The 19,697-nt window shown below is 51.4% G+C and carries 15 protein-coding genes; 7 read left to right on the top strand and 8 right to left on the bottom strand.

Features of this window, described 5'->3' with window-relative positions:
* Window positions 1-40 precede the first annotated feature (40 nt).
* Both H6F91_RS20785 and H6F91_RS20780 read right to left on the bottom strand, forming a co-directional pair.
* Window positions 41-520: a Tic20 family protein gene (locus tag H6F91_RS20785; RefSeq protein ID WP_190772564.1), complete on the bottom strand. Its 480-nt coding sequence runs from the start codon at window positions 518-520 to the stop codon at window positions 41-43.
* 528 nt (window positions 521-1,048) lie between these two features.
* Window positions 1,049-1,246: a hypothetical protein gene (locus H6F91_RS20780; protein WP_190772565.1), complete on the bottom strand. Its 198-nt coding sequence runs from the start codon at window positions 1,244-1,246 to the stop codon at window positions 1,049-1,051.
* 320 nt (window positions 1,247-1,566) lie between these two features.
* Here H6F91_RS20780 and glyA point away from each other — a divergent pair, with 320 nt between their 5' ends.
* Window positions 1,567-2,850 carry a serine hydroxymethyltransferase gene (glyA, locus tag H6F91_RS20775; protein WP_190772566.1) on the top strand — a complete coding sequence of 428 codons (1,284 nt, stop codon included), beginning with the start codon at window positions 1,567-1,569 and terminating at the stop codon, window positions 2,848-2,850.
* A 252-nt stretch (window positions 2,851-3,102) separates the two neighbouring features.
* Here the strand turns inward: glyA and H6F91_RS20770 are convergent, their stop codons facing one another.
* The 4 genes from H6F91_RS20770 to H6F91_RS20755 all read right to left on the bottom strand — a co-directional run bounded on the left by H6F91_RS20770 (window position 3,103) and on the right by H6F91_RS20755 (window position 8,497).
* On the bottom strand, window positions 3,103-4,095 hold the full coding sequence (locus tag H6F91_RS20770; RefSeq protein WP_190772567.1) for a pentapeptide repeat-containing protein: 993 nt from the start codon (window positions 4,093-4,095) through the stop codon (window positions 3,103-3,105).
* Window positions 4,096-4,193: 98 nt separating this feature from the next.
* Entirely contained in the window at window positions 4,194-5,405 is a 1,212-nt protein-coding gene (locus tag H6F91_RS20765) for a hypothetical protein (protein ID WP_190772568.1), read from the bottom strand.
* 616 nt (window positions 5,406-6,021) lie between these two features.
* Entirely contained in the window at window positions 6,022-6,549 is a 528-nt protein-coding gene (locus H6F91_RS20760; RefSeq protein ID WP_190772569.1) for a pentapeptide repeat-containing protein, read from the bottom strand.
* A 373-nt stretch (window positions 6,550-6,922) separates the two neighbouring features.
* Window positions 6,923-8,497, bottom strand: a complete 1,575-nt coding sequence (locus tag H6F91_RS20755) for an NAD(P)/FAD-dependent oxidoreductase (protein WP_190772570.1) — start codon at window positions 8,495-8,497, stop codon at window positions 6,923-6,925.
* 130 nt (window positions 8,498-8,627) lie between these two features.
* Between H6F91_RS20755 and H6F91_RS20750 the strand changes: the two genes are divergently transcribed.
* On the top strand, window positions 8,628-9,974 hold the full coding sequence (locus H6F91_RS20750; protein WP_190789456.1) for an adenylate/guanylate cyclase domain-containing protein: 1,347 nt from the start codon (window positions 8,628-8,630) through the stop codon (window positions 9,972-9,974).
* 146 nt (window positions 9,975-10,120) lie between these two features.
* Here the strand turns inward: H6F91_RS20750 and mrdA are convergent, their stop codons facing one another.
* Entirely contained in the window at window positions 10,121-11,923 is a 1,803-nt protein-coding gene (gene mrdA / locus H6F91_RS20745) for a penicillin-binding protein 2 (RefSeq protein WP_190772572.1), read from the bottom strand.
* 433 nt (window positions 11,924-12,356) lie between these two features.
* Here mrdA and H6F91_RS20740 point away from each other — a divergent pair, with 433 nt between their 5' ends.
* The 4 genes from H6F91_RS20740 (at window position 12,357) to H6F91_RS20725 (ending at window position 16,937) form a co-directional block, all read left to right on the top strand.
* A complete protein-coding gene (locus H6F91_RS20740; RefSeq protein WP_190772573.1) occupies window positions 12,357-13,523 on the top strand; it encodes an ABC transporter ATP-binding protein in 1,167 nt (388 codons plus the stop codon).
* A 447-nt stretch (window positions 13,524-13,970) separates the two neighbouring features.
* The gene (locus H6F91_RS20735) at window positions 13,971-15,113 is read left to right on the top strand and encodes a spermidine/putrescine ABC transporter substrate-binding protein (RefSeq protein WP_190772574.1); all 1,143 of its coding nucleotides are present in this window, start codon (window positions 13,971-13,973) and stop codon (window positions 15,111-15,113) included.
* Window positions 15,079-16,047, top strand: coding sequence for an ABC transporter permease (locus tag H6F91_RS20730; RefSeq protein WP_242035901.1), 969 nt, complete (start codon window positions 15,079-15,081; stop codon window positions 16,045-16,047). Before H6F91_RS20735 ends, H6F91_RS20730 begins: the two co-directional genes overlap by 35 nt.
* Before the next feature lie 80 nt (window positions 16,048-16,127).
* Window positions 16,128-16,937, top strand: a complete 810-nt coding sequence (locus H6F91_RS20725) for an ABC transporter permease (protein WP_190772576.1) — start codon at window positions 16,128-16,130, stop codon at window positions 16,935-16,937.
* Window positions 16,938-17,032: 95 nt separating this feature from the next.
* Here the strand turns inward: H6F91_RS20725 and H6F91_RS20720 are convergent, their stop codons facing one another.
* Window positions 17,033-17,194 (bottom strand): hypothetical protein, encoded by a 162-nt coding sequence (locus H6F91_RS20720; protein WP_190772577.1) that lies wholly within the window; start codon window positions 17,192-17,194, stop codon window positions 17,033-17,035.
* Window positions 17,195-17,257: 63 nt separating this feature from the next.
* On the opposite strand from H6F91_RS20720, the gene H6F91_RS20715 reads away from it, so the two are divergent.
* Window positions 17,258-19,693 (top strand): alpha/beta fold hydrolase, encoded by a 2,436-nt coding sequence (locus H6F91_RS20715; protein ID WP_190772578.1) that lies wholly within the window; start codon window positions 17,258-17,260, stop codon window positions 19,691-19,693.
* Window positions 19,694-19,697 lie beyond the last annotated feature (4 nt).

The following is a 19,697-nucleotide window of genomic DNA, read 5'->3' as shown; positions in this document are numbered from 1 at the left end:
GGAGACAGTATCTCCAACGCGCTTTGTAAATGGGGCTAGATTAAGGAATCTGTGTATTTACCGCATCTGAGATGGTAGGAATTTCGGCGTACTTACCCATAGCTGTTTGAACCAGCGAGTAACCAACGGCCGCTAAAGTGCCCAGGAAAATCACGTTGTACAGGGTATCCATCAGCAATCCACCGGGCAGGATGGGCCGCAGTACGTAGCTGATCACAATACTGCACAGGGCCAGCACGATATCAAATAGGATCGCCTGCATCGTGTTGAATCGGATGAAGCGAGCAATGCTCTCATTGCGTACGACCAGCAAAAATAATGCGAAGAAAATCGCCAGACTGAGGAAGGGAACTCCCTGATAAATGGCCGCAATGGGCAGGATTGGGAGGAACAATAGCCCCACCACTGGAAACTGCGACACCAGAGGGGCGGCGAAACCAAGGCACGAGATGAGCGGCAGCAGGTAAGGTAGGCAAGCAAAGATGCGATCGCTCGCCGTTATGGAGCCACGCCAGGTCATGAGCAAAACTCCTAATCAGAGGGAAACTAAGCGGCTTTTGCTCTAGATTACCGCAAACTCTTTCAACCCGTCCTCTATCCATCCACAGCCATCTAAGGAGATTACCGCAAAAGAGTAGCCCCATTTTTGGGAGAAAGTGCGCGGCGAAGCCGCGTACTTTCTCCCAAAAATGGGAAGTTCTTTTTCAGAAATCACCTAATTAACCTCAGTTCGGGATAAGCTGAAGTGCTCATTTTGGCGTGCGCAAAGCGCACGCCAAAATGAGCGTTTTCGAGTGCCGCGCAACGCGCGGCACTCGAAAACGCCCTTAACCCGAACTCAGGTTAATTAATTTAATTAATTACCAATAGGACTTATACAAGCCCACTATATTTATGCATTCTTGTTGTGTGGGGTGCAAGGCAGCCCACACAACAAGAATGCGGATCCTTAAGAGAAGAGGGTAGCTATACTCACAGCTATTCTAAAGACCCCATTACAGAGTAGGAGCGGCACTAAGCACCGCTCCTACTCTGTAATGGGTTTCAATCATTCAATATTGGCAATCCGGAAGCCCATTTGGCACTCGTACTGTTCTGGCACTGTCTCTGCGGTGCGTTTTAGGGCGCGTCCACAGCGTAGCTTCCCATGGTTCCAGCGAGGTTGCCCGCTCTGGTCTGCCATCAGACATCCCGGACAAATCTGCTCCGGGGAAAGAATTTGTTGATCCATTAATACAATAAGCATCCGTCACCTCCGACGTACAGTCGCTTTCCGGTGTACCGTGCTGGATTTCTCCTATCCTTAAATTCTATATCAGCCTTCTATGGTCGCGCCCGGAAGATGGCGGAAGCTTAACGTCATCTACAATCCGCAATTCTCTACCTTTTGATAGAAAGCCAGCTCCTCAAGATCCCATCTTCGCGAGAAACCGCAACCGCAGTATGATGTTAGATCCAGGGCAATCGGCTAAGCGGGGCTTTACCGGAGAGCATACCGTCGCACCCTGGCCCCTAGCATAGGGCAATCTATGCCACGTTGATGTGAGAACTCCTGGGAGCGTATTTGTGACTCAAACCAATTGGGATTTTCTAGCGGCAACCGACCCGACAGTCGCGGCCCTCGTTCAGGATGAGCTGCAACGGCAGCAAGACCATTTGGAATTGATTGCCAGTGAAAACTTTACCTCGGCGGCCGTGATGGCTGCCCAAGGTTCCGTGTTGACCAACAAATATGCGGAAGGTCTACCCGGAAAGCGCTACTACGGTGGCTGTGAGTTCGTTGATAAAGTTGAGCAGTTGGCGATCGATCGCGTCAAAGAGCTGTTTGGTGCAGCTCATGCCAACGTACAACCCCACTCCGGAGCCCAGGCTAACTTTGCCGTTTTCCTGTCTTTGCTAGAGCCGGGCGATACCATTCTTGGCATGGATCTGTCCCATGGTGGTCACCTGACCCATGGTTCGCCTGTGAATGTGTCTGGTAAATGGTTTAAGGTCGTGCAGTATGGCGTGAATCGGGAAACCGAGCGCCTTGACTTTGACCAAATTCGTGACTTGGCTCTGCAACATCGGCCCAAGCTCATCATCTGCGGCTACTCTGCTTATCCTCGAATTATTGAATTCGAGAAGTTCCGGGCGATCGCCGACGAAGTAGGAGCCTATCTGATGGCTGACATCGCTCACATTGCGGGTCTGGTAGCGAGTGGGCACCACCCCAATCCCGTACCCCTATGTGATGTGGTTACCACTACCACCCACAAAACCTTACGGGGTCCTCGCGGTGGCCTGATCATGACCCGGGATGTTGAGCTGGGTAAGAAATTTGACAAAGCCGTTTTCCCCGGTACCCAGGGTGGCCCACTGGAGCATGTCATCGCTGGGAAAGCGGTTGCCTTTGGTGAAGCCCTGCAGCCATCCTTCAAGCAATACTGCGGTCAAGTGATCAAGAATGCTCAGGCCATGGCGGCACAACTGCAAGCCCGTGGTTTTAAGTTGGTATCCGATGGTACTGATAATCACCTGATGCTGGTAGATCTGCGCTCGATCGGTATGACGGGCAAGGTGGCCGACCAACTGTTGGGAACGACCCGCATCACGGCTAACAAGAACACGGTGCCTTTTGATCCCGAATCGCCCTTTGTTACCAGCGGTATTCGTCTGGGCTCCCCAGCGATGACGACTCGCGGCATGGCCGAGGCAGAATTCGTCGAAATCGCCAACATCATTGCCGATCGCCTGCTCAACCCCAGTGACGAATCTGTAGCGGAAGACTGCCGTGTGCGGATTGGAAAGTTGTGCGATCGCTTCCCGCTTTATCCTCACCTGAGCAACCGCCAACCTGCCCTGGTGTAACGTCAACCAATGACTGAGCGCTAGGCGCTCAATCATTAAGAATCTAGTAGAGAGGCCCAGGCACTGCCTGGGCCTCTCTACTAGTACTAAGCGGCTACTATAGCAATGTGCAAGTGCGTTAAGTACAACAACGGTGGTGTGGGGCACGAAGTGCCCCACACCACCGTACTTAATCAACATGCACAGCGCTATAGTACTAAGCGGCAGAAATCAACCTATCCCTAACCATCGGCGAACTTAAGCTGTCGAGTCCTAGTCTCCATCTGAACCATCAGGCATCGTAGCTCCTGCAAGGATGGCTCCGAGCAAATTGGTACTGCTCATTTCAGCTCGAACAAGGTTGGCATTCGTCAGATCTGCGTCACTGAGATCTGTACGGGCCAGATAGGCATCGGTGAGAAATGCTCCCTGGAGATTTGCTTGCTTGAGATTAGCGCGGCTCAGGTCGGCACGGCTCAGCTGGGCATCCTGTAAGTTGGCCCCTTGCAGATTAGCATGGGTCAGTTTAGCATCCGGAAGAATGGCTCCTTTGAGCGTGGTACCTTCCAAATCAGCCTCTAAAGCTTCTACCCGCTCCAATTTAGCATTAGTCAGGTTTGCCTCTCGCAGATTGGCTTGCACCAAGTTTGCCTCCGTTAGAAATGCTCCACGGAGGTTTGCCTCGCTCAAATCTGCTCCGCTCAAGTCGGCTCCTCGTAGCATTGCCTCACTCAGATCCGCACCTCGCAGGTCAACACGAGCCAGGTCGGCTCCCGTCAAATTGGCTCCCTGCAGATCTGCTTTGCGTAGAATGGCTCCCCGCAGATTTGCAATATACTTGCGGTTTTCTTCTCGCAGGTTTGCTCCTCGCAGACAGGCTCCCGTCAAATTCGCTCCACCCAACTCAGCATTCCGCAGATCTGCATCCAGCAGATTGGCATCCAGTAAACTGGCCAGGCTCAGATCCGCTCCTCTCAAATCTGCTCCCTGCAAGATCGCTCCATGTAAATCTGCATCGCGCAGGCTCGCTCGTATAAGATTCGCCTGACTCAGGTTGATGCCGCTTAACCGGGCCCGGTTCAAATGCGCCTTTGATAGGTTTGCTCGGTTCAAGTAAGCCAGGGTCAGCGTTGCATTTTGTAAGTAAGCCTGACTCAGATCAATTCCAATTAAATCTGCCCCTGATAGGTCAATGCCGTTCAGCTTGGCCTCTGCAAAGTTGGTTTGTTTGGCCGCATAACGTTGTAGCAACTCTCGAGCATTCATGGTTGATCCCTTCATTAAGAGGGAGTAGCGTGTATTGATTCCAATGGCGTTCCTCGCATGAATGAGGGGCAGTCTTGTGTGCTGCACTTTATTCAGCCTTATGGAGAATTTTTGGGATGAGGTGGAAGATGGGGAACCGTCCATTCCTGTTGTTTAGAAATGCTGGTATTTGGCCCTCCAGCACTCACAGGTTCTTCGGGTGAAGTTGCGGAGGAGGTTTTTGGAGCATAGTAAGGCTTTAAAGCCCGTAGAATAGCCCCTGCTGCCTGAATGTAGTGCTCTGATTCCGCCAGAGCTTCGGCTGTTTGCTGAAGCTTTAGACGCAGTTCACTGTCGTCTCTAAAAGCTCGGAAGGCTTCTAAAAGCAAAGTATCTAGCTCATGAGAATGGAGCACTTCCCAGGAGCGGGGCTCCGGTCCAAGCGGGCGATATAGGGTAGAGAAAAGGAGTACCTTAGCCCGCAGGGGATTACTGTATTTCATGACCTGCAAGCGTACATCCATCAAATTAGCTGTATCCAATACTTTAACCGCAGGCTTAAAGCTAGGGGCCGGGGGAGATATAGCCGTGGCTCTGGGTGGTGGTGGTGGCGGCGGGGGAGCGGGCGATCGCTGAGCTTTAGAAGGCGCTGGAGCTACAGTTTGAGGACTAGCGGCAGGCATAACCCTTGTCTGCTCAGGTGCTTCTTCTGCAAAGAGAGGGGCCAGGATGCGCTGGGTGCGTTGAGCAATGGGGATATATTGCTCCTGACGATTGAGAGTCTGCACAATAGCATTCAGGTTTAACGCCAAAGCTTCCGGGGTTTGAAGCAGGCTATGCAAGTCTTGAAGTAATGCTTCCAGGTCGATTTGGCTGAGAACGCCTGGGTCATTTTCCCAGGTGCGAGTTTGCGCACAGTACAGGATCTTTTTGATGCGAACCTGTTCTGGATCCTGAAGTAATTGTCGAGCCACAGTGCGATAACGCTGACGGTCGGCCTTACTTTGCCAACGAGAATCTCCTTTGAGCGGGCCGCTGGGTTGATGAACGCAGAGCGGCTCTAACTGGCTGTAAATAATATCAGCAACGTGAGTATATTCATCTACCTTGCTTAAGGTGCGAACAAAGGTATCGAGGCGGCTGCGTAACTGTTCCCGCGATGGGGCCAATTGTAGAAGCTGATACACGAGGCTGCGCAAGTCAAAGTAGTCGAGCCGATAGGGGTCGCTTTCCCAGACACTCTGACAGGTATAAATCAACAGTTTTTTGATTCGTGTCAGACATTCGTGCTGAGATAAAGCATCAACAGCGGCATCGAAAGGGGACTGCACAGGCAATATTCTCACCCGAATGAAGGTTTTGTAGATGAACAGGCTCTGCTGATTCGTGATGTGTCAAGCACTTAAGTACCAGAGATGCGATCGCATCCAATTTTTCCTAGCACCTTAGATCTTTCAGAGGTAAAAAAGAACTAGAGGCTTGATCTCTAGTTTTTTCTTCCCTAACGGGTGAGCCCGTAAAAGCGATAACCCAGCTTATAAAGGGATGTAACACACTTTTCTACTAGCATAAACCATGGAGAAACGAGGGGCTTTCTCATTAAAAAGCAAATCTCTCACCTGAAAAACTGGGAGATTGCTGATTGAGCGATACTTTAGAGCCATAGAATCTAGGTTTTTGTACCCTCAAAACATACTTGCTTAAAGAAATTGTGTTTCAAACGTGTGGTTGTTTGCTGTGGAAAGAATGCGAGTTCCTTTTCCACAACAAACAACTACACATACAATAAACAACTACACATCCAGAACAGATTTTTAACAGCAATTTCCACTTTAAATTGAAGCTTGAAGATAGACCGCCGAAGGCGGTCTATCTTCAAGCTTCAAAGGTGCGAACTCTCGCCTTTGAAGCTCATAATGGGAGTTGCTGAATTCTTAAAGAGAAGCGTTAGCCATCCCCATTTCGATGCCCATCGGGGAAAATTGTTCGGGTGTCAGAGACACTCTCCTTGAAACTCCCCCCCTGGGATCGAAACAAATTGGCTTGTTGGAGATTGGCCTGGGTCAGGTTCGTGTGTTCTAAATTAGCATTAACCAGATTGGCCTGGGTGAGGTTTGCCTGTGATAGGTCAGCGTACCGAAAATCAGTAGTTTGGCAATTCGCATCTGATAGATTAGCGCCCTGGAAGGTGGAATACGAGCAGATAGCACGAGAGAGATTTGTCTGATGCAGCTTAGCTCGATTTAGATTGGTGGACTGCAATCGGGCATGGCTTAAGTCGGCCCCTTGCAATTGTGCATCTTCAAGATTTGCCCGGCTCAGGTTGGCATAGGGCAGATAGGCCCCATTCAGGTTGCTGCCCTGAAGGTTGATGTCTTGAAGATTGGCTTCAAACAGGTTCGCCTGAGTCAAGTTAATTCCAGAAAAGTCACGCCGTCCTTCAGCGTACTGTTGTAAAAGATCTTCTACGTTCATGCGATGCCATTGGTTTCACATGGGCTGGTTTAAGACTGATCGACTCGTCAGAGTTAAACCAAGCCTCTTTAGGCTGAGTATTTACACTTAGCACCGTGTAACTTAACCGAATTATGGCGCTTATTTAGTCGATTTTAAGAATATCTTTACTTTTTTGCGATCGCCCTAAATTCCTACCCAGCAAGCTTTTGCCTCAATACAGGGCAGGCTTTTACCTCGACACAGGAAGGAGCATAGACGCGAAGTTTCGCTTTTGAGTACAACGCATTGTGTGGCACTCGAAAAACCCCTATTGTTGCGTGCGTTTTGCACACGCAACAATAGACACGTCAGATTGCCTCACCTGGAGGCTGTGTATGGCTTAGCGACCGCACTATACCGACTGTCCTCTCAAAGTTTTGAGCACCTGTTGTGCAGCCACTTCTGCAGATTCAACCGCGCCATTGATATACCCTTGAGAGCTGAGGGAGCAGTGCTCTCCAGCAAACCATAAGTTACCCACAGGTTCCGCTTCGGCTCCACCAAACTGAGTCCACTGACCCGGTCGGTAGCAAGAGTAGGACCCCAGAGCATAGGGCTCTGCCGCCCAGTAAGCTCGTAGGGCTTGCCCTCTCTGTACTTGATCAATACCTGGGAAGAGGGGACTCAGACTCCTGATCAGGCGATCGCCCTGTGCTTCAGGAGTTCCTTCTCCCAGCCGAATGCCTTCTGCACCACCCCGTAAGTTGGTGATCCAGCCACTGCTGCCGGGCGTGTAACGGGCACTCTCCCAGGTATTTTGAAAAGCCTGATCAGTGTAAACACTAATGGTAGAACCATAGCGATTACGCCAGATTCGCTCTCGCAAGGGAACGACGAGCTTGGTACTGGTGCCGTACCCCAGTTGAGCGATCGCTGCCCGTTTAGCTGGGGGTAACTTTACTGCTAATTCCACCTGCCGCAACACCGTAAAAGGTACTGCCAGAACAACCCCTTCATAGGTGCGTTCTCGGCTGGTCGCTCCCTGCCGCAGGCTGACCTGATAGGTGCCAGTATCGGTTTCGCGGATTGATTCTAAGACCGTTTCTGATTGAATGGGCGATCGCAACCGTTGAGCCAGGGTTTTAGGAATTTGCTCATTTCCTCCAATAACATGCCAGCGTTCATCACTGGTGCCGTAGGTGCTCCACTGGCCGGACTCCGTTCCAATCAAAAACAGCATGTTCAGGCAGGTCTGATCTCCGCTGTCACGGCCATACTCCGTGATGTAGGCAACACGCACCAGATCGCGAATCATCGGATCAATATCGACCGTATCCAGGTATGCATCCAGCGAAAGGCGATCGAGGGCTTGAGTCGCACGATTGGCATTGCGGTAATTGGGTGTGGCGTCGCCAATGGCAGCTAAATCCCGATTGAGCTTTTCAGCTAATGGAATAAAAGCATCAATCACGGCCTTGTGAGAAACTCGCTGCCCGTTGAAAAAGAAAACTTCTGCCTCCAGCCCGCGATCAGCTTCTCGCAAATCTGCCAGGGGCAAGCCCAGCTCTTGCACCAATGCGTGCACCGCTGTATGCCGGGTATCAATAAATTCCCCCCCCAGTTCTACCGGATTGGGGCATCCGGGCCAGTCTCGCAGACTGCGCAACCGTCCCCCCACCCGTTGAGACGCATCTACCAGATCAACCGCTATGCCAGCCTGTTGTAGCCGATAGGCCACCGTCAGACCGGCAACTCCCGCACCTACGACCAAAATTTTGGGATTACTAATAACCTGTGTTACCTCTTTGGGGCGTAAACCCAGAGTTGCCCCCGTAACCAGACTGCCGTATAAAAACTCTCGACGGGATAAGTGGGACTGGGATGTTAATAACCCCTCAGCCTCACCAATGGAAATTTTTTGCTTTGTTGCAATACCAATTGTTTGGTAAGCACGACGTAGAATTTGAATAATTTGACTTCGAGCCATACTGCTATCTCTCGATAATTCGACGGGGCAGCACCCTACCTCTCTCGATATAGATACGTTACTCCTCTTCCTGGCGTGCAGCTATACCTGAATGGGTTATTTAAGGCCTGGCTATTGGATTGATCGGCTGGTGTGTACCAGATGGGATCAGCCCAAGAGCCACTCAACACCTCCTCGCTTTCTAGACGGCGATCGCCCCGTGATACCGACTATTCAGTTTGCTCGCCGGTTTGTTCGTTTCTTTCTGGAACGACCGGATGACACTGGTCGCATGACCTACGCCCTGTGGCAACGCCTTTTCATGCGACGGCGGTTAGGCTTGGGCATGCTGCTAGCGTTTGGTTATTTTGCCACCTATGCTGCCCTGGATTGGGTGAGGGCCTGGGTTTTGCCGACTAGCTCGGTGGATGCTCAAGCTGTGATGAATCTGCTGACGGCCGTGGTGCTGGCTGGGCTGTTGGTGTGGTTGCAGCGATCGCCCCGGCATAGCAACCTATCCCTCATGTTCCTAACGCTCTCTTGGGCCGTGAGCGTTCTCACCGAAATTCCCGAAACCCTCAGCGGGCACATCAATCCAGATATTTCTGGGTGGACCATGCTATTTTTTGCTCAGGCCACTGTTATCCCATTTCGCTGGCGGCTACACCTGGTTTCTCATTTAGGAGCCTATGCCTACTACTTCGGGGTGAATGGCCTTCTGGGGTTGCCTCTATTCCCGGAGGGCACCGCAGCAGCAGATGTGCTGTTCGATATGGTGTGGATTTCGGGAATGTCCGTTCTGGTGGTGTACCTGATTGATCAGTTGTTTCACACGGAGTTTGTGATTCGTCGACAGTTAGACGACGAACGATCGCGATCGCAAGCACTCCTGCTCAACATTCTGCCCCAGTCTGTCGCGGAGCGCTTGCTACGCAATCAGCGCACCGTTGCCGATAATTTTTCGACTGTCACCGTGCTGTTTGCAGATATTGTCGACTTCACTCAGCTTTCAGCCCACATGACCCCAGATCAAATTGTGGAGTTGCTCAACACCGTCTTTTCTATGTTCGATGAGCTTGTAGAAGAGTTTGCCCTGGAGAAGATTAAAACCATTGGCGATGCTTACATGGTGGTGGCAGGGGTACCCCATTACCGGGAAGACCATGCGGTGGCGATCGCTAACATGGCCCTTGCGATGCAAGATGCTCTAGAAAAATTTAGCTTCTACTTCGGTCGACCCATTTTGTTACGGATTGGAATTCATACGGGCCCTGTTGTTGCTGGTGTTATAGGCTTGAAAAAATTTGCCTACGACCTCTGGGGCGATACTGTCAACACGGCCAGCCGGATGGAATCTCAGGGGCTGCCAAACGAGATTCAGGTGACCGACACGACCTACGAGTGTCTGAAGTACCAATTTGTCTTTGAAGAACGGGGCCAAATTTTGGTCAAAGGTAAGGGGGAAATGGTGACGTATTTATTAAAAGGAAAAAAATAGGGCTGGCATTCATCGTTGATGGAATGGGTACCACTCCATCTAGCGCTGTGCACATTAATTAAGTATGGCAACGTGGGGCACGAAGTGCCCCACATTGCCGTTGCTGTACTTAACGCACTTGCACATTGCTATAAATGATAGAAACGTCAATTCGCAGGCTGATTCGCCGTTGACTTCGCCTTACCAAAATAGGTTTGTAAGACTTGAAGCACAATCGGGCCCGCTACTTTACCACCCCCGCCTGCGGCTGAGTTCTCAACGAAGGCAACGACGACAATTTCAGGTTTATCGAAGGGGGCATAGGCTCCAAACCAGGCATGAGAGTGCCGAGGAGGATCCTCAGCCGTGCCACTTTTGCCAGCGATGGGGGGGAGGTCCGGAACATTCAGTACCTTCCCTGTTCCCGCGGTAACCACTCGCCGTAACCCCTGCTCCAACACCCTTACCGTGGTGGGGGATATGTTGAGCGATTCTCGCCACTGCTTAGCTTCTTCGTTGTCTTTTAGCAGGTGCGGTTTAACCAGGTAGCCACCGTTGGCTGGTACCGCAAACATCCGGGCCACTTGCAGCGGCGAAGCTTGCATGAAGCCCTGGCCAATAGACATATTAATGCTGTCACCAATAAACCAGCCTTCACCAATATTTTCTTGTTTCCAGGCTTCGTCAGGCACCAATCCGGCTGCCTCTTCATCACTTAATTCAATGCCTGTTTTACTGCCAAAGCCATAGCGGCGCGTCCACTCAATTAAGGTTTCGCCACCCATTCGCATGGCAGTTTGATAGAAGAAAGTGTCACTGCTCATGGCCATGGCCCCTGGGAAGTTCAACGGCCCAAAACCGGCCCGGTTCCAATCCCAAAACTGAATGCCACCGACTGAAACGAATGGGTAGGTGGGTAGTACCGCTGTGGGGGAGAAACTACCCGACTCAATGGCAGCAGTTGTGGTCACAATTTTGAAGGTGCTGGCGGGTGGAAAGCCCTGTAACGTTCGATTGACAAAGGGGTACTGTTTCTCTTGCAGTTCTTGCCACTGGTCATCAGTAACACGGCCTGAGAAGATATTGGGGTCGAAGGTGGGGCGGCTAACCATGGCTAGTACTGCACCATTGCGGGGATCAATGGCAATGACGGCCCCTTTGCGATCGCCCAAAGCTGCCTCTGCGGCCCGTTGCACATCCAGATCCAGGGTGAGGGTGACTGTATTTCCAGCGCGAGCAGATTTTTCGCCCAGCACCCGTAGCACACGGCCAGCACCATCGACTTCTACCTGCTGGCCACCCCACTCACCCCGCAGGCGAGGCTCAAAGGATGATTCGACCCCCATTTGGCCAATGACATCCCCCAGCCGGTAGCCCTTGTCCAGGTTATCTTTCAACTCATCATCAGTGAGTTCCCCCGTGTAGCCCAGCACATGAGCTCCCAGGTCACCGTTCGGGTAATAGCGCACCGCTTCCCCTTCTACCTGGACACCGTTCAGCTCGGGACTAAGTTCGGCTAATGCCGTAACCTGAGCTGGACTGATGCCTCGGGCAATGCGCACTAAGGTAGGCGAGTGATACCCGGCCTGTGTTAGACGATCCTCAATTACCTTAGGAGGAATATTGAGGATCTTCGAGACTTTTTGAACGATAGGCTTCCACTCAGCTTCTTTATTGGCGATCGGCCACAGAAAGACGGCGAAGGACAGACGGCTTCCGGCTAAGGTGCGGCCTTTCCGATCCAAAATCCGCCCCCGCTCCGGTTGTCGGGGAATTAGTCGAATGCGGTTATTGTCAGCTAACTGGCGGTTTTGTTCACCCTGTACCAGTTGTAGGTAGGCTAGACGACTACCAATACCTCCCAAGAGGGCCAGAGTAATGAAAAACATGACAACAACCGATTGGTATCGTTGCCCTACGGTACGGGTGCTGTCCCGTTGGCCTAGTAAACCGTTTTTCGTCAGAGTCATGAGGGCGATCGCTATCTATTCAAAACATATGAGGGTTAGCTTGACTGTTGAAAGCAACCTGCTCAATTTGCCAGTCTAGCCGACTTCATCATTGGACGGTCAGACGAGCTTCTAAGCTGGAAGGCTACACCACAGTACTCAACTTGAATTGAGGAAAGATTTTAGAAATATCTCTATAGTGATCGTCCATAACTTTAAGCTATGCTACGGACTAACGTTCAATGGTATCGCGTTTAACCGTTGATTTCCCCAACTGCCCAAATACTTAGGTAGGCTCAATCAAGGGAGATTAGAACCGTTAATTTTCATCCACTATGAATAAAAATTAATTTCTTCTAATCAAGGAGCTCTTTCTGAGACTTTTCAAGCACCGCTTAGCGGGGTAGATCGGGTAACCATTCGAGTTGAGATTGCGTGACTGCGGGGACTTTTCATGGCTCAGACCATTACACATAACCAGACAGCGACAGAGACAAATGCTCGGTACGATGTGGAACTGCGCAAAGTCTTCAAGGTCTACAACGGAGATACAGCAGTTCGGGGTATTGATCTGGGAATTCGCCAGGGAGAGTTTTTTAGTATTCTGGGGCCATCCGGCTGTGGAAAAACCACAACTCTGCGCTTGATTGCGGGTTTTGAGCAACCTACGTCTGGGGATGTCCTGATTCGAGGACAGGGGATGGCAAACGTGCCTCCCTATCGACGGCCTGTCAATACAGTCTTCCAAAGCTACGCCTTATTTGGTCACTTAACGGTCTGGGAGAATGTCGCGTTTGGTCTCCGCATCAAAAAACATGGGACGGCGGAAATTCTGAGACGGGTTGAGGAAGCGCTGCAATTGGTCAAGATGGATTCCTTTGCCCGCCGCTACCCCAGCCAACTCTCCGGCGGTCAGCAGCAGCGAGTTGCCCTGGCTCGAGCCTTAGTGAACCGCCCGACGGTGGTATTACTGGATGAACCCCTAGGGGCATTAGATTTGAAACTGCGAAAGGAAATGCAGGTCGAGCTGTCTACGCTGCACCAGGAATTGGGCGTCACCTTTGTGATGGTGACCCATGACCAGGAGGAAGCCCTGAGCCTTTCCAACCGTATCGCCGTTATGAATGGGGGACGTATTGAGCAGATTGGCACTCCCAGCCAAATTTACGAAAACCCCCAGACTCCTTTCGTGGCTGATTTCATTGGTGATACCAATTTGCTGCATGGTTTTGTGGAAGCAGCAGATGCCAGTCTGCTGAAAATTACCACGGAAAGTGGAATGCGTATTCTGGTTCACCCTGCGGAGGGGTGGAGTGGTTCGGTGGGGGAGGCAGTTGTTTTGAGTCTTCGGCCTGAGAATGTGCACCTCAGTCCTGAACCTTTGGATGCAAATGTCAACTGTTATAAGGGCCGGGTACAAAACACGATGTACCTGGGAACTCACGTTCACTACGTTGTAGATTTAGAGCCAGGCGATTTCTGTCGGGATGGTAAAACCGAGCGTATAACGGTTCTTCAGCCTAACCGCCAGGGCAGCCTGTTGGAATTGGGCGATACAGTCTACCTTTACTGGTCTTATGCTGACTGCTTGGCGCTGACCCATGCGCTGACCCCAGCGTGATTTGATTCAGGGCTTACCCATGTTCGTTGAGTGTATGGAACGTACCCAACGAAATGGGTAAGTCCTATTTGATTAAATAGTTGATTTTCGAGAAGCCGCACGGAGTATGGCTTCTCGAAAATCAACTGTTCTAACAAAATTAGGTAAGGCTATATCGGCGCGATTTCTTCTACAGCGGAGTAGCACGGCTGGAAAATTTGCAGAGCTGTTCACGGTGTACGGAACTTGCCTGCATTCCATAGTTGACTGTATCTATTCATCATTCCTCGAGACATTCAGGGACTAAATTTTTTGTGTATCAAGGCCGCAGCTTTTCTTTTATAAAAGCAATTCGTCGCTGGGAATTGTTTTTTTGCTAGCCCGTAAATTTACGGTTCTTTTCAACAACTGAATGTTTTGTGGCGGCACCTTTTACCCTTAAATCTATAGCCTTGAGGAGTTTGATCTATGCCTAAGCGAGGGTCGGTTCCATCCCGCTCTTTTCAAAATCTTTCCAGCAGTCGGCGGCGTTTTCTGCAACTGTCTACTGCGGCGATGACAGGGGTGGTGCTATCCAACTGCGCCCGCAATCTTGGCAGTAGTGACCCGGATGCTTCTGCATCCACGTCCGCAAGCGGTGATAAGACCCTTTATATCTATAGCTGGTCGGCCTATGTCAACGATGAAGTATTAGCTGATTTTGAAAAGCAGACCGGTATTAAAGTGGTCGCCGACATCTATGACTCCAACGAAACGATGCTGGCGAAGTTGCAGGCCGGTGGGGGTAGCCAGTACAGCATCATCTACCCCTCTGACTACATGGTGGAGCAGATGATCGAGATGGGGCTGCTGACTGAGATTGACCAGGACCGCGTTCCTGAGCTGGCGGATCTGCTTCCTCAGTGGCAAAGCCCTCCCTACGATCCCAAGAATGGTTTTAGCCTACCCTACACCTGGGGCACGACTGGGTTGGTCTACAATGCTGCCAAATTAGGAGCTGAGATTACTGACTGGGATTACCTTTGGGATAATAAGAAAAAACTGTCTCGTAAGGTAAGCCTGCTCAATGATGTAAGGGAAGTGACAGGGGCGGTCTTAAAGATGCTTGGCTACTCCAACAGCACGACCAATCCAAAAGAAGTTGAAGCGGCCTTTAAGAAATTAGAGGAATTGAAGCCTGCTATCAGTGCCTTTACGACAGATGGGTGGCGCGATCGCATTATCCCAGGTGATTTGTTGATTTCCCACGCCTACTCCGTGGATGCACTGGATGTGGTGCAGCAAAACACCGACTTGAAATACGTCATTCCCGCCAGTGGTGCGACGGTGTGGACGGATACCATCGCTATCCCAAAAACAGCACCAAACGTGGAGGCTGCCTACGCCTGGATGGACTACGTGCTGAAGCCGGAAAGCGCCTCCAAAGTATCCAGTCGCTTACAATTGGCTACTCCTAACAAGAAAACCTTGGATCTTCTCGATTCCAAACTCAAGTCCGATGAGCGCCTGTTCCCACCTGATAACGTGCTAGAAAAGTGTGAGCCCTTGGCGAATGTGGGTAACACCATTGATCTGTATGATCGCCTATGGACTCAACTTACTAGCACCTGATCCCTACTTCGGATTCACCTCGATGGCATCCAGCACCCCTGCCTCTCCTCCCAAATCTGGCTCTCTTCTAAGTACGGTACGACAGCGGTTTGCCCGATTGGTTGAGCCGCTTATTTTGTTGCTTCCAGCAGGGGTATGGCTGTTTCTGTTGTTGGTCATTCCTACCTTGATGATTGTGGAGTTGAGTCTGTTACCAGACTTTAAGCTGGGGCAGGCTGCACCCCCCTACGGGTTGGGTAATTACCTGAAGATTTTTGAGTCGGTTTACCTGCTGGTTATTTTCCGCTCGGTTCTCTTTGCGGTCATTAGTACGATTGTCTGTCTGCTGCTAGGTTTTCCTGTGGCGTACTGGATCGCGCTGATGGCTCCTAAGCGCTGGCAAAATCTACTGGTGGTTGCCTTTGTGCTGCCCCTGTGGACTTCGTCGCTGCTGCGTTCCTACGCCTGGATCACGATCTTGCGACCCACAGGAGTGCTGAATTCAGTGCTAGGAGTGGTTGGTATTCCCCCTGTGGAAATTTTGAATACCCAGTTCTCGGTTGTTTTGGGATTGGCCTATAACTACCTGCCCTACATGGTGCTGATTCTATATGCTTCTTTGGAGAAGCTAGATAAGCGGCTGCTGGAGGCGGCTTCGGATTTGGGGGCTACACCTCCTCAAGTTTTTAGCAAGGTTACCGTACCCCAATCGTTGCCGGGGATTGCGGCGGGGTGCCTATTGGTATTTATTACCAGCTTGGGCGATTTTGTGGTGCCGGAATTATTGGGTGGGGCGTCTAGCATGACGATGGCCCGGCTGATCTTCAACCAGTTTTTAGGAGCAACCCGTAACTGGGGCTTTGGCTCAGCGCTGAGTATGCTGCTGATTTTGGCTGTGAGTGCAGCGATCGCCCTCCTGTTGAAATACGGCGATCGCAAAGCCGAAACCTTCTAGTCCCTTGTTAGTATTCGAGGGTCAATTTCCAACCCTCAAAAGACCTTGTAAGCGCTTTTATTCAACCCGCACCGCATCCTATGACGAATGGCCTCTCCCCTCGCTTTCGGCTGCACTGGCAGATGGTGTTAACGCTGCTCATGTTTGCCTTCATGTACCTGCCTGTGCTGGTGCTAGCTTTCTTTAGCTTTAACGCATCGCCGTTTTCGTCTAACTGGCAGGGGTTTTCCCTGAAGTGGTATCAGAAAATGTTTAGTGATACCCGCATCCTGTCGGCGCTGCAAGATAGCTTGTCAGTTGCATTCTTTGCGGTGGCGGTGTCTGCGGTGTTGGGGACGCTAATGGCCGTGGGGTTGGCGCGTTATATGTTCCCTGGCAAAGGGCTGTATCAAGGGATGGCATATTTGCCGTTGATTATTCCAGATATTGCGATCGCCGTAGCAACCCTTGTATTTCTGGCATCGATGGCCATTCCCTTGAGCCTTTGGACGGTGGTGGCTGCCCATGTGGTCTTCTGTATTGCTTATATCGCGGTGGTCGTTTCTACGCGCTTAGCGGGGCTCAATCCATTTCTGCAAGAGGCCGCACTGGATTTGGGCGCAACGCCAGTCCAGGCATTTATCAAAGTGCTGCTGCCGGAGATTATGCCGGCAATTATTTCTGGGTGTCTACTGTCCTTTGTGCTGAGCATGGATGACCTGCTGATTTCTAGCTTTACGGCAGGGGGTGGTGTAACAACCCTACCGATGGAAATTTTTAGCCGCGTTCGAACGGGAGTGAAACCGGATATTAATGCCCTCAGCGTCGTGCTGATTCTAGGGTCAGGGTTGTTAGCCTTTGCGGCTGAGTTTATTCGCTTTCAAGGCGATCGCCGCCGTCTGAATGGCTAGGCCTCAGCGTACTAGAGAGCAGAACATGAGATACGTCTTCAAATTGAAAAAATAGAAGCTCTAACGGATGCATCTAACGTTAGTTACATCTGGTATCACGGAATTTGTGCCAGAATTGCCGGGTGATAGGTTCCTGTGAAGCAGAGCGATCGCCCATGAGATACGAGCAGGGCTTTAGCAAGTCCAACATATTTCGTGCAATTTTGCATGGGCTGGGTTTTACCTGGCCCATGCAAAATTGTGTAAGCCCTGGCCATGCTAGGTTATCTCGAAAGCCTGGGGTTCGGAGGTTAGGGCGATGGGCTTTGCTAGGATGCGCTATGGCTTTGGGATTGGGTTCAGGATTGAAGCCACAGCGGGCGATCGCGGCCGAAGAAGTGATTGTTACCTATAGACAGTTGGAATTTTCCCTCTCGCGAGAATCCCTGGAGATATTTGAAGAGACGGGGAAATTGGAAGGAGATTTACGTTTTTATGCTCGCTTCTTAGATGATCAAACCCTGGCTGCTTTTCGCCGCATTCTGCAGCAGCGCTTTGAATTGGATCCCGTAGTGGTTTCGCAACTGACCTATTCCCTGATGGGAGAAGGGGTGTTGCAAAATTTAGGCCAAGTTATCCAGACGGATGCCCGTACTAACGGGTTTACTGCCCTTCGAGCCGCCCTAACTCTTGCTGCGAACGAGCCTGAGGGGTTTGCCGTTGTGAACTTGATTGAGCAATATCCCAGCCGTGCCATTCGAATTGATGGCCGTCAGCTTCTGGCATTGCGGGACGAGTTCTTGACCCTGGTAGATTATCGAGATGCGGCCGTTCGAGCTGTTCAGGCCGAAATGGACGAGACGACGAATCAACCACCCATCGACTTCAGCCAGCTTCCAGATTTAAGCGAGTTAGGGCCATATCGCACAAGAGACATCCGGTTGGAGTTGCATCGCGATCGCCAGACAGCAGAAGGTCAGCCCATTGCCCGTAGTTTCCGTGTCAACCTGCACATCCCAGAAGGATTGGATCATCCGGCACCCGTGGTTGTCATCTCCCATGGTCTGGGTTCTACCCCCGAAGCGTTTGATTATCTGGGAGAGCACCTGGCTTCTTACGGCTTTGCGACGGTACTCCCCCAACATATTGGCAGTGATGAGAGCCTCCGCGATGCTCTGATATCGGGCGTGCTGGGCACAGATATTAACCCGGTAGAATTTATCGATCGCCCTTTGGATATTCGTTACATCCTGGATGTACTGGAACAAATGGCTCAGCCCGGTGGTTCTCTGGAGGGGCGCATTGATACCAACCAGGTTGGCGTGATTGGCCACTCGTTTGGTGGATATACGGCGCTGGCGCTGGCCGGAGCCCCCCTCAACATTGACCGTATTCAGGCCCAGTGTAATCCGCCTCCGTTTACCCTCAATGCTGCTCCAACCCTGCAATGCATTGCGACACGATTGCCAAATTTTGCGTATCCCTTGCAGGATAATCGAGTGCGAGCGGCGATCGCCATCAGTCCCACGATCAGTGTAGTGCTGGGGCCTGAGAGTATGAGCCAGATCGAAGTTCCTACTCTCATGATTGGAGGAAGTAATGACTTTGTGGCCTCCGTCGTTCAGGAGCAAATCCACCCGTTTCTGTGGATGACCAACGAGGACAAATACCTGGCGCTGATGATTCCCAGTGGTCATTCCTCCGCTGACAATACTGAGCTGGCTAATGCAGGCCCTCTCGCTGCGGCTTTGGCAGGCCCAGATCCACAGCAGGGTCGGGAGTATATTCGGGAGCTTTCCCTGGCGTTTATGCAGCGGTATCTCCAAAACCAGGCTGAGTATGATTCCTATCTCACCCCAGACTATGCTCAGTTTATCAGGGCTGGGGAATTGGATCTGGCGTTGGTGCGATCGCTCACCCCCGAGGATTTGCAGACAGCCTATGGAGCTAATCCACCTATTCCGATTGTGCCGCCGTTGGTGCAAGAACCTTTAGCTGCCAATGCTTCCTCGGTGCTGGATGTGATTGCTGCGGAGGGAGTGTTGCGAGTAGCTATTCGTACCAATGCCTTACCGTTTGGTTTTACTGATGACCAGGGCCAACTGCAAGGCTACTGTGTAGATTTGATGGAGGGGTTGGCTGCTCACCTGACGCAGCAGTTAGAGGTGCCCATTCGTATGGAAGTGGTGGCCCAACCAACCGTAAGCGACGGGTTTCAGGCCGTTCTTAACGGTGCAGCGATGGTGGAATGTGGCCCCAACAGCATACGTCTCGCATCGGAAGGGGTGACGTTTTCCAGTCCTTTTTTCATTACAGGAACCCACTTCCTCGTGCGGGAAAGTGATCAAACGCCCATTAATCCCTACGGTGCCCTCGAAGGCACACGGTTGGGAGTCAAAGATGAAACGGCCACGGAACGTTTTCTTGAGCAGCGCTATCCTGCTGCAAGTGCTGTGGATTTTCAGGGGCCGCTTGCTCAGGAACAGGGTGTACGGGCGATGCTTCAGGGGCAGGTCGATGCCTTTGCAGGAGATGGAATTTTGTTGCTGGGGGAGGCGATCGCTCAGGATCTTCCCCCCAATTCCTACCGCCTGATCCCTGATGCACCGCTGAGTTGTGAGCCCTATGGTCTGGTGTTGCCTGAGGGCGATCGCCGTTGGGAAACAACGGTTAATAACTTTATTGCCAGTTCTGACTTTCGCCGGCGCACGGAGCGACTGTTCAGTCCAGAACTCTATTCGTACATCCTGCTCAACTTGGATTTTTGTGCACAGTGATGTT

Source organism: Leptolyngbya sp. FACHB-8 (genome assembly GCF_014695575.1).
Taxonomy (GTDB): domain Bacteria; phylum Cyanobacteriota; class Cyanobacteriia; order Elainellales; family Elainellaceae; genus Vacuolonema.
This window is presented reverse-complemented; position numbering and strand designations above follow the sequence as displayed.

What these genes read in the sequence shown, in the direction of transcription:
- H6F91_RS20785 (WP_190772564.1), bottom strand. Translation starts at nt 520, where the DNA reads ATGACCTGGCGTGGCTCCATAACGGCGAGCGATCGCATCTTTGCTTGC.
- H6F91_RS20755 (WP_190772570.1), bottom strand. Translation starts at nt 8,497, where the DNA reads ATGGCTCGAAGTCAAATTATTCAAATTCTACGTCGTGCTTACCAAACA.
- H6F91_RS20730 (WP_242035901.1), top strand. Translation starts at nt 15,079, where the DNA reads ATGATCGCCTATGGACTCAACTTACTAGCACCTGATCCCTACTTCGGA.
- H6F91_RS20770 (WP_190772567.1), bottom strand. Translation starts at nt 4,095, where the DNA reads ATGAATGCTCGAGAGTTGCTACAACGTTATGCGGCCAAACAAACCAAC.
- H6F91_RS20760 (WP_190772569.1), bottom strand. Translation starts at nt 6,549, where the DNA reads ATGAACGTAGAAGATCTTTTACAACAGTACGCTGAAGGACGGCGTGAC.
- mrdA (WP_190772572.1), bottom strand. Translation starts at nt 11,923, where the DNA reads ATGACTCTGACGAAAAACGGTTTACTAGGCCAACGGGACAGCACCCGT.
- H6F91_RS20720 (WP_190772577.1), bottom strand. Translation starts at nt 17,194, where the DNA reads ATGGCCAGGGCTTACACAATTTTGCATGGGCCAGGTAAAACCCAGCCC.
- H6F91_RS20780 (WP_190772565.1), bottom strand. Translation starts at nt 1,246, where the DNA reads ATGCTTATTGTATTAATGGATCAACAAATTCTTTCCCCGGAGCAGATT.
- H6F91_RS20740 (WP_190772573.1), top strand. Translation starts at nt 12,357, where the DNA reads ATGGCTCAGACCATTACACATAACCAGACAGCGACAGAGACAAATGCT.
- H6F91_RS20725 (WP_190772576.1), top strand. Translation starts at nt 16,128, where the DNA reads ATGACGAATGGCCTCTCCCCTCGCTTTCGGCTGCACTGGCAGATGGTG.
- H6F91_RS20735 (WP_190772574.1), top strand. Translation starts at nt 13,971, where the DNA reads ATGCCTAAGCGAGGGTCGGTTCCATCCCGCTCTTTTCAAAATCTTTCC.
- H6F91_RS20715 (WP_190772578.1), top strand. Translation starts at nt 17,258, where the DNA reads ATGGCTTTGGGATTGGGTTCAGGATTGAAGCCACAGCGGGCGATCGCG.